We start from the raw sequence: 9033 nt of genomic DNA on the forward strand, positions 1-9033 counted from the left end.
GACTCCGCGGTCGGCTGGCGCCCGGGGCTCCGGCGCCGCCAGGACCGGCGCGTGCGCCGCGCCGACCGCGATGCCGGGCACCACCGCGTCCGCCGCCGGCCGCGAGGCCCGCGCCGGCCCCGCGGATTTCCCGGCGCCCGCCCCCCTCCTCTCCGGAGCGGACGTGCACCCTTGCTGTTCTTGTTCCGTACACCTGGGACCGCAGGGTTTTCCATGGCGGCAATCGTCCGAGTCAGCCGAGCCGGTGGCGGCGGACGGAACCGATTCCGGCGTGACGTCGGGAAAACCCGGGCGCCCGGAGATTCCGAATTCGCGAAAAGGCGTCGCCGGCAGCCGAATTCAGTACGGAACCTGAACTCGCGATGTCGGCCCGGGGTCCTGCTGTGTGGCCGGACGACTGCTCTGCGTCCCGGGGCTCGACAGCCGCGAGGCGACGGTCTCGCGCCCCCCCGCTCCACGTGATCACCACCGCCGGGAACCGCGCGGACGCCGAATCCTGCTGACCGTCTCCCGCCGCGCGAGCCCGACACCATCGGCCTCGGCGAACTCCGCCGCGTCGTCGAGCAGACCTCCGGCCAGCTCCACCGGGAACGGCGCTCGACCTCCACGACTCACCCGTCCCGCTCGCGTGCACCCTCATCCGCTGGAAGCAGCCCGACAGGCCGGTGCCGTGATCGTGTCGTGAGCCCGCACCACGGGACGAGGGGACGCATCACGAGTGCCGAGGTTGCCGGGAGGCGCCGGCGCTCGCCGCCTCCACGTGCGGGAGTTGCCTCGGGGTAACCGTCCTCGCCCCCGGCACCTGGCGGTACTGCTGAGCCGCCGCCCGCTCAGTCCAGCACGGTGAACCCCTCCCCCAGCGCGGCCCGGACCCGGGCCACCGTCCGGGGCCGGGGTTCGACCAGGTAGCGGTGCTCGGCGGCCCGCAGCAGCGGCAGGTCCATCGAGCTGTCGGTGTAGGCGTGGTCGACCGGCACGGCGATGCCCGACTCGCCCAGCCGGTCGACCTTCTGCGTGCCCAGACAGCCGCGCACCGGCCGGTGCGCGAAGCGTCCGGGGGCCAGTTCGGCGGCCAGCAACTCGACGCCTTCCAGGCCGAGTTCGCGGCACACGGCGGAGGCCAGCGGTTCGGCGCAGCCGGTCGCCACCACCACCCGGTCCCCGCGCTCGCGGTGCTCGCGCAGCCGGGCCAGCACCGGTTCGATCCGGCCCCGCGCCACGTGCGTCGCCGCGAACTCCGCTGCCATCGAAGCCAGTTGCGCGGTACTCCGGCCCGCGGTGGCCAGCAGTACGAAGCCGCGCACGGCCCGGCGCCGCCCGGCGGGCAGCAGGAACAGCGGCACCAGCACCACCGCCGCGGCCAGCGACACCACCGCCCGGAACCGTCCGCGCAGCATCGACCGCCGCAGGAACCCGGCGAACGAATCGCCCCGGCACAGCGTGCCGTCCAGGTCGAACACGGCCACTCGCGGCTCCGGCACCGCACCCTCCCCCGCCCGTACGAGAACGCCGGGCCCATTGTGCCGCACGGGTGGTTCCCGTACGGCGCGATGGGCCCGGCGGTGCCGGTCAGTCGGTGCGGACCCACTCCTGTCCGGCCGTCAGGCGGTACTGCGCGGCCGGGCGCTGGCCGGCCGGGTGCGGGGTGCCCTCGTACACGCCCTCGCCCTCGCCCTCGCCCTCGGGGAGGGAGCGCTTCGGCTGCAGGGTCAGGCAGTAGTTCTTGGCGTTGAAGGTCTGGGCGACCACGGTGCTGATGTTGGAACTGGACGGGCTGGTCACCAGGATGTTCTTGATCGTGGTGCCGGTGCCGTCGACCGACATCACCCCGACCGTCCGGGTCATCGCGCTGAGCATGCCGAACTGGAGTTCCTGACTGGTGTCGACCGTGAACTTCACCTGGGTGGTCTCGGTGTTGGTGCGCTTCCACTCGTGCGAGTACGTGGCCTTGAACGCCATCTGGAAGGCGGCGGTCGCGGTGAGCTTGAGCTGGCCGGAGGCGGTGGCACTGCTGCTGGTGGTGGTCGATCCGCCGTTGGTGGTGTCGGTGTTGGGGCCCTTGTCCTTGGGGGCGGTGGTGTCGGTGTGCGAGGTCTCCGTCTTGTCGGAGTTCGCCACCGTGCCGGACACGTTGGTGGTGTTGTCGATCGTCCCCTCGACGGTGGCGGAGCCGGAGATCTCGCCGGCCAGGTTGTCGGTCGCGCTCGATTCCAGCACCACCGTCCGGTACACCGCGATCTTGTGGTTGGTGCAGTTGATGACGGTGTTGCCGACCGAGACGACGGCGGCGGTCCGCTCCACCGCCAGCCCGGGGAGGAACCGGAAGCTGCACCCGTACGCCCGCCCGCAGCCGTGTGCCACGGCGGCCGCGTCGGGCAGCGGGGTGTCGCCGTCGAAGGCCCGTGCCACCAGGTCCTCGACGGCCTGCTGCGCGGCCGGCTCGTCCGCGAACGCGGGCCCGGCCGTCGGCCCGCCGACCAGCAGCAGCGCGGCGGCCAGCGCCGCGGCCCGCTTCACCGCTCGCTCCAGGTGCCCTCGGCGGTGCGCACGTACACGGCGTCCGGCACCCGCCCAGGCGGCTCCGGCGCCACCGCCGCCGCCACCGGGCTCGGCTGCGGCGGCGCCGGAGCGGGCGGGCCCGGCTGCGGCGGCGGCGGGCCCGGCGGGCGCAGCGACCGGCAGACGTCCGGCCGGGCGAAGGTCTGCGCGACGATGGAGCTGCTGGTGGCGATGGACGGGCTGTCCACCACCACGTTCTTGATGAACCGGCCGGTGTGGTTGACCGACAGGATGCCGACCACCCGGGTCACCGCGGTGAGCGTCCCGAACTGGAGCTCGTCGTTGGACGACACCGTGAACACCACCCGGGTGGTCTCCCGTACGGTCGCCTGCCACTGCTTGGAGTAGGAGGCCTGGAAGGCGAGTTCGAAGCTGGCCTTCGCACCCAGGTGGAGGGCGTTGGAGCCGTTCACGGTGGTGGTGTTGTCCTTGCTGTCCTGGAACTTGTCCTGGGTGGTGGGGCCCTTGTCCTTGTTCGGTCCGTACTCGATGGTGCTGTTGGTGGTGCCGTTGGCCTGGCTGCCCTGCGCGGAGGCGGTCACCGTGGTGTCGATGCTGCCGGTGACCGTGGCCTTGCCGGAGATCGAGCCGCCGATGTTGTCGGTGCTGCTGCTGGCCACCGTCAGGGTGCGGTCGACCTCCATGTCGCTGCCGGTGCAGTTGATCGCGGCGTTCCCGATCGAGGCGACGGCGCTGCCGAACAGCCCGATGATCCGGTTCGTCGCCCGGAAGGTGCAACTACCGGGCTGGTCGCACTGGGCCGCGACCTCCTCGGGCGAGGCCAGCTTGGTGTCGCCGTCGTAGGCCTCGGGCGCGGGCATCGGCGGCAGCGGCGCGAGCCCGGCGGCTCCCGCCTCCTCGGCCGTCTCGGCCGTCTCGGCCGCCGGGCCGCCGTCTGCCGCGGCGGCGGGCTCGGCGGCCAGCGCGGGCGCGGCGAGCGGTACCAGGCCGCCCAGGACGACTATCCCGGTCAGCGCGGCCCCCGGCGCCAGCGCGGCGCACCTGCGCGTCCACCTGGTCGTTCGCGCTGTTCGCGCCGTGCGCGGGCGTGCGGAACCAACCACGGATGTGCTCCTCACTCGTCGACGACCCCCGTACCCGAGCCGTCCGAGCGGGCATCGAGCCCGTGGACGGCCCCCCGGCCCCATCCTCCGCGACCTTCGGATCGCGGGCGAACGGTCGGTCGCCGCGGGTGCGCCATTCGATGGGACGTCACCCGGTGGGACGTCAAAGCACGCCCAGCGGTGGCGGATCAGGCCCGGCGCGGGGCCCGGCGCAGCGGGAACCAGCGTTCGGCCGCCGCCCGCGCCTCCTCGGTGAGCACGGTGTACGGGACGGGCTCGCGGCCCGCCGCGCGCACCAGGTCCTCCAGGTGGTCGCGCAGCAGCCAGACGTCCGCCGGGTCGGCCTCGGCGACGGCCAGCACCTGCGCCAACCGCCCGCCGTCGAAGCCGAGTTCCGCACCGGCCCGGCTGGCGTCGAGCCCGGTCAGCTCCAGGTTGGCCCGCAGCTCGGCGGCGGTGCGGGCCCGCTCCTCGTCGTTCAACGACACTGCGGCTCTCCTCCAGGGGGTCCACGAGGGGTCAACGTGGGGCCACGGGGCTTCTACGGGGCTTCTACGGCGCGGCCGGACGGCGGTCACCCGTCCCGGGCATGCTACCGAGGCCCCCGCTGCCGGAGCGCCGCGCTCACTCCCCGGCGCGGCGCCGCCGCCGGTACTCCGCCAGCCACTCGCCGACCTGCTCCTCGTCGTGCAGGTACGGATGGGGCTCGCCGGGACCGTGCCGCAGGTCGATGCCGTGGAGCAGGTTCAGCGCCCAGCGGGAGGTCTCGTCCCAGTCCCGCTCGTCGTCCAGCAGCAGCCGCCCGGCCCAGCGGTCGACGGCGTCCCGGTCGGCCCGGCCCGCCGCGACCTCGGCGAGCCGCCACTCGATCCCGTCGGTCCCGTCGACCCCGTAGCTCCCGTCGCTCCCGTCGTCCGTCACGGCCGTTCCCCCTCCTCCGCCGCCTCCTGGGCGGCCATCACCTCGTCGCCGTGCGCGAACGCCCAGGCGCCGAAGGTGTCGATGGCGGGCAGCAGGGTCCGCCCCAGCTCGGTGAGTTCGTAGGCCACGCCGGTGCTGCCGGGGCTCGGCGGGTGGCGCTCGACCAGGCCGTTGTACTGCAGGCGGCGCAGCGTCTCGGTGAGCACCTTGGAGCTGATGCCGCCGATCCGGCCGCGCAGTTCGGCGGGGCGGTGCGGGCCCTCGCGCAGGGCCCAGAGCACCACGGCGTTCCAGGTGTGGGAGAGCAGGTCGAAGGCGAGGCGGGCCCGGCAGTCGGCGAGCCGTGGATCGGAAGTCACGTACCGAATGGTGCCCGACCGGCTCCCTAGGCTCGTCCCGGAAGTCGAAATCCCCCGGAAAGGACGGCTGCTGATGAGGATCGGCATTCTCGGCACGGGCAACATGGCGGACGCGCTGGGCACCCACTGGGCGCGGGCCGGGCACCGGCTCACCGTCGGCGGGCGGGACCTGGCGAAGGCCCGGCGGCTGGCCGACCGGATCGGCCACGGGACGCGGGCCGGTGACCTGCGCACGGCGGCGGCGGAGGCCGAAGTGGTGCTGGTGGCACTGCCGTTCGGCGCCGGGGCGGAGGTGGTCCGGGCGCTGGCCGCACCGCTCGCGGGGCGGACCCTGGTCGACTGCGCCAACCCCGTCGGCCCCGGCTTCCGCCTGCTGACCGGCCACGGGCCGTCCGCCGCCGAGCAGTTGGCGTCCGCCGCACCGGACGCGCACGTGGTGAAGGCGTTCAACCTGTGCCACGAGGACGTCTGGCGGATGCGCCCGCCGGTCTTCGACGGCCGCCCGCTGGCCGTCCCGCTGTGCGGCGACGACGCCACCGCGCTGGCCCGGGTCTCCGAGCTGGTCGGCGACGCGGGCTGCACCCCGCTGCCCGCCGGCGGCCTCGACCGGGCCGGCCTGCTGGAGGCCACCGCCGCCCTGTTCATCGGCCTGTGGGTCGGCGCCGGCGCGGACGTCCAGGCCATCGCACCACCGCTGGCGTACGCGGCCGGCCCCGAAGGGAGTTGAGTCAGGTCCTCTGCGCGTCGCCGTCGGGCGGCCGGAGGCAGTGTTCCGGTGCGTCCGTATCGACTTCTACGAACAGGCGTGGAACACCGCCGGGGCCCCGCGTCCTTGGACGCGCGGCCCCGAACGGCCTGGCTCCGGCGGGTCAGCGGGTCAGCGGGTCAGTGCGGGAGGTTCCACTTCTGCGAGGCGGTGCTGTTGCAGAGGTAGACCTGCAGTGGCTGGCCGTTGGTGGTGTTGCCGTTCGGCAGGTCCAGGCAGAGGTTGGACGGGGTGTTCACCAGGCTTCCGTCCGACTTCGGCCACCACTGCTGGGCGCCGCTGCCGTTGCAGGTGAACAGCTGCACCGGCACGCCGTGGATGTCGGTGCCGCTCTGGTACACGTCCAGACAGTGCCCGAAGACCTGCACGGTGCCGTCCGGAGCGAGGGTCCACTGCTGGGCGGCCGTGTTGTTGCAGTCCCAGATCTGGATCCTGTTCCCGTCCGCCACCGAACTGACGTTGTCGTCGAGGCACTTGCCGCCGGGACCGGTGATCGTCCCGGTGGCCGGGGCGGCGGGGCCGACGTCGAAGGACGGTGGTGCGTCGGCGGCGGCCCGGCCCCACTGGGGGGAGGGCGTGCTGCTCAGGGTGTACTGCAGCGAGCCGCCGTTGGTGACGAAGTCCTCGCCCAGCCAAGGCTTGCCGCTCGCCGTACCGTTGACGGCCAGTCCGGTGACGTACGGCGTGTCGTCGGCCGCGCCGGGGGCGCTGATGTCGATGGCGACACCGTTCTCGCGGGTGAGGGAGATGCTCGGAAAGGCCGGGCTGGCCAGGACCAGTTCGGCTCGCCCGGGAACTTGCGGATACATGCCGAGTGCGGCCCACACGGCCCACGAGGACATCGCGCCGAGGTCGTCGTTCCCGGGTTCGCCGTCCGGGGCGTCCGAGTAGAGCTGGAGCAGCGCCTGGCGCACCACGGCCTGGGTGCGGTCGGGGCGTTGCGCGTAGGTGTAGAGCCAGGGGATGTTGACGGACGGTTCGTTGCCCAGGTAGGCGTACGGGGAGTCCATGCCGCCGTTGAGCTGGCCGAAGAACGTGTCCAGTCTGGTGACCGCCGCTCCGCTGCCGCCCATCGCGGCGATCAGGCCGCGCGGGTTCTGGGGCACCGACCAGGTGTACTGGGCGCCGTCGCCCTCCTGGAAGCCGTCCCGCGAGGTGGGCGGGGAAGCGGGCCAGCTGTGGTCGACGGCGCGCGGCTGGATGGCGCGGGTCTGGGTGTTGAACAGGTTGCGCCAACTGGCCGAGCGGTGCAACTCGATGTCGTACATGCCCGCGTCGCCGAGCCGGGCGGCGAGCTGGGAGACGGCGAAGTCCGCGGTGGCGTAGTCCAGCGTCACCGACGCCGCCCAGCCCATGTAGGGATGCGGCAGGTAACCCGCGCTGAGGTAGTAGGACTGGCCCGGGCGTTCGTCGTCCTTGACGGTGCCCGCCCATGCCTGCCAGAGCAGTGCCTGGGCGTCGAACCCCTTGGCGCCGAACGCGTACAGGGAGCTGCCGATGATCGGCATCGGATCGCCGTCCATGGTGCCGGCTCCGCCGTTGGCGACCGGCCAGCGGTCGAGGTAGCCGGCCTGGGCGCCCTGGTTGACGATCGACTGGCCGATGTCGGAGGCTTCCTGGGGGCAGAGCAGGGCCAGCAGTTGCATCTGCGACCGGTAGACGTCCCAGCCGGAGAAGTTCGTGTACTGGGCGTGGCCGGACGCGACGGTGCGGATCTGGTTGTCGAAGCCGATGTAGCGCCCGTCCGCGTCGCTGAAGACGTTGGGGGCCAGCAGCGAGTGGTAGAGCGCGGTGTAGAAGGTGCGGGTGTTGCGGAGCGAGCCGCCGGCGACGGCGATCCTGCCCAGGTGGGTGTTCCACGCCGACCTGACACCGGCCGCGACCGTGCCGAAGGGGTTCGCGCCCTCCTCCGCCTGCATGTTGGCGTAGGCGTTGTCGGTGCTGACGTAGGACAGGCCGACCCGGACGGTGACGGTCCGGTTGGTCGAGGTGTCGAACGACAGCATCGCCTTCCGGCCGCCGTCGAGCAGGGCGGACGTGCTGAAGCCGCGGTCGAAGACGGCGGAGAAGTACACCCGGTACTTCTTCCCCGTACCGCAGAACCCACCACTGTCGCTGTAGCCGGAGACCCGGTCGCCGCCCAGGACGAGGGCGCCGCCGTTGCCGGCGAACCCCCCGTTGAGCGCGGTTCCCGCGTCCACGGTCAGCGCGGCGCCCTGACCGGCCGGATAGTCGAACTCGGCGATGCCCGCACGCTGGGTGGCGGCCAGCCGGGTGGTGATCCCGTTGTCGAACGTCACCGAGTACGTTCCGGGCGAGGCGGACTCGTTGGCGTGCGAGAAGGTCGCGGGACCGCTGGACGCCGTCCCCAGCCGCGGCATGAACGGGAAGTTGCCGAAGACGTCGCAGCCCGCCCCGGAGAGGTGGTTCAGGCTGAAACCGTAGATCCGGTCGGCCCGGTAGTCGTAGCTGACGCCCCCGTGGGACGCGGTGGGCGCGCCGGTGTCGGGGCTCCACTGCACCATGCCGAAGGGCGCGGAGGCACCGGGGAAGGTGTGGCCGCCGTTGAGGGCCTCGTCGGTGAACTGGGTGGAGGACGCGGTCCCCACGAAGGGGTTGACGTACTGCGCCGGGTCGTCGACGGTGACCCTGGCCACCGCCGGTACGGTGGCGGCGGCGGGCTGGGCCACCGCGCCGCCGCCGACGACCAGTAGGAGTCCGGCTACCAGTGCGAGGGGTCGTAGCAGCCGTGGTACCGGGTGACGGGTCGTCAAGTGTTTCATTCTGCTGGAGTGCGCCTTTCTCGTGTGTGTCGTACACAGATCGGATCGCCGTGGAACGCGATCTGGGCGTTCCTGAACGGCACCGCTCGATCGAGTGCGCCGAGCAATCCCTCGTAGACCGCCGAGCCCCCCGAGGCTACGGTGACGCTTCCGCCGGTTCACCGCCCGGTCGGTCTCCCCGGCGGCGATCACCGGCTTCGGCTGCCACCCAGGCCCGCGGCAGACTCTCCGGGTGCCACCAACCGGACTGTCCGGAAGCAGACAGCCACACGCGCCCTGCCGAAGGAGTTGCCCATCCCGCGCCGCGTCCGTCGGCTCGCCTCGACCTTCCACAGAACCGGTGATCGGACAGGCTCTATTGGCGCAGCTCCGCCGCGAGTTCCGGGGCGAGTTCCACCCCGCCCCGGGCGCCCCCTGAGCCCGCGGCCCCGACCCAGCCCGGGCCCCGGCCCCGGCCCCGGCCCCGGCCCCGGCGTCGGCGGCGGGCGGCTCAGAAAGTGTGGGGTAATTAGCTGATTACTGATCGTTGAGGTCGTCGGCGAGGCGGCGTGCTGCTTCGGTCTCGATGGGGCCGCGTGGCT

The 9033-nt window shown here is 72.8% G+C and carries 8 protein-coding genes; 1 reads left to right on the plus strand and 7 read right to left on the minus strand.

Annotated elements, in window-relative coordinates; genetic code table 11:
• Window positions 1-830: 830 nt before the first annotated feature.
• From ACWEO5_RS36915 to ACWEO5_RS36940, 6 genes are all read right to left on the minus strand, one after another.
• On the minus strand, window positions 831-1481 hold the full coding sequence (locus ACWEO5_RS36915; protein ID WP_452166465.1) for a haloacid dehalogenase-like hydrolase: 651 nt from the start codon (window positions 1479-1481) through the stop codon (window positions 831-833).
• Between the two features lie 88 nt (window positions 1482-1569).
• Window positions 1570-2517 (minus strand): hypothetical protein, encoded by a 948-nt coding sequence (locus tag ACWEO5_RS36920; RefSeq protein ID WP_452166466.1) that lies wholly within the window; start codon window positions 2515-2517, stop codon window positions 1570-1572.
• Window positions 2514-3623 (minus strand): hypothetical protein, encoded by a 1110-nt coding sequence (locus ACWEO5_RS36925; RefSeq protein WP_452166467.1) that lies wholly within the window; start codon window positions 3621-3623, stop codon window positions 2514-2516. The genes ACWEO5_RS36920 and ACWEO5_RS36925 overlap by 4 nt, the downstream gene beginning before the upstream one ends.
• A 188-nt stretch (window positions 3624-3811) precedes the next feature.
• Complete coding sequence (locus tag ACWEO5_RS36930; protein ID WP_452166468.1) at window positions 3812-4111, minus strand: DUF2316 family protein; 300 nt, start codon at window positions 4109-4111, stop codon at window positions 3812-3814.
• A gap of 136 nt (window positions 4112-4247) precedes the next feature.
• A complete protein-coding gene (locus ACWEO5_RS36935) occupies window positions 4248-4544 on the minus strand; it encodes a hypothetical protein (RefSeq protein ID WP_452166469.1) in 297 nt (98 codons plus the stop codon).
• Window positions 4541-4903 (minus strand): winged helix-turn-helix transcriptional regulator, encoded by a 363-nt coding sequence (locus ACWEO5_RS36940; RefSeq protein WP_452166470.1) that lies wholly within the window; start codon window positions 4901-4903, stop codon window positions 4541-4543. The genes ACWEO5_RS36935 and ACWEO5_RS36940 overlap by 4 nt, the downstream gene beginning before the upstream one ends.
• Before the next feature lie 73 nt (window positions 4904-4976).
• On the opposite strand from ACWEO5_RS36940, the gene ACWEO5_RS36945 reads away from it, so the two are divergent.
• Window positions 4977-5630 carry an NADPH-dependent F420 reductase gene (locus ACWEO5_RS36945; RefSeq protein WP_452166471.1) on the plus strand — a complete coding sequence of 218 codons (654 nt, stop codon included), beginning with the start codon at window positions 4977-4979 and terminating at the stop codon, window positions 5628-5630.
• A gap of 158 nt (window positions 5631-5788) precedes the next feature.
• On the opposite strand, the gene ACWEO5_RS36950 is transcribed toward ACWEO5_RS36945, so the two are convergent.
• Complete coding sequence (locus tag ACWEO5_RS36950; protein WP_452166472.1) at window positions 5789-8443, minus strand: GH92 family glycosyl hydrolase; 2655 nt, start codon at window positions 8441-8443, stop codon at window positions 5789-5791.
• Window positions 8444-9033 lie beyond the last annotated feature (590 nt).

The sequence above is a fragment of the Kitasatospora sp. NPDC004272 genome, from assembly GCF_053603035.1.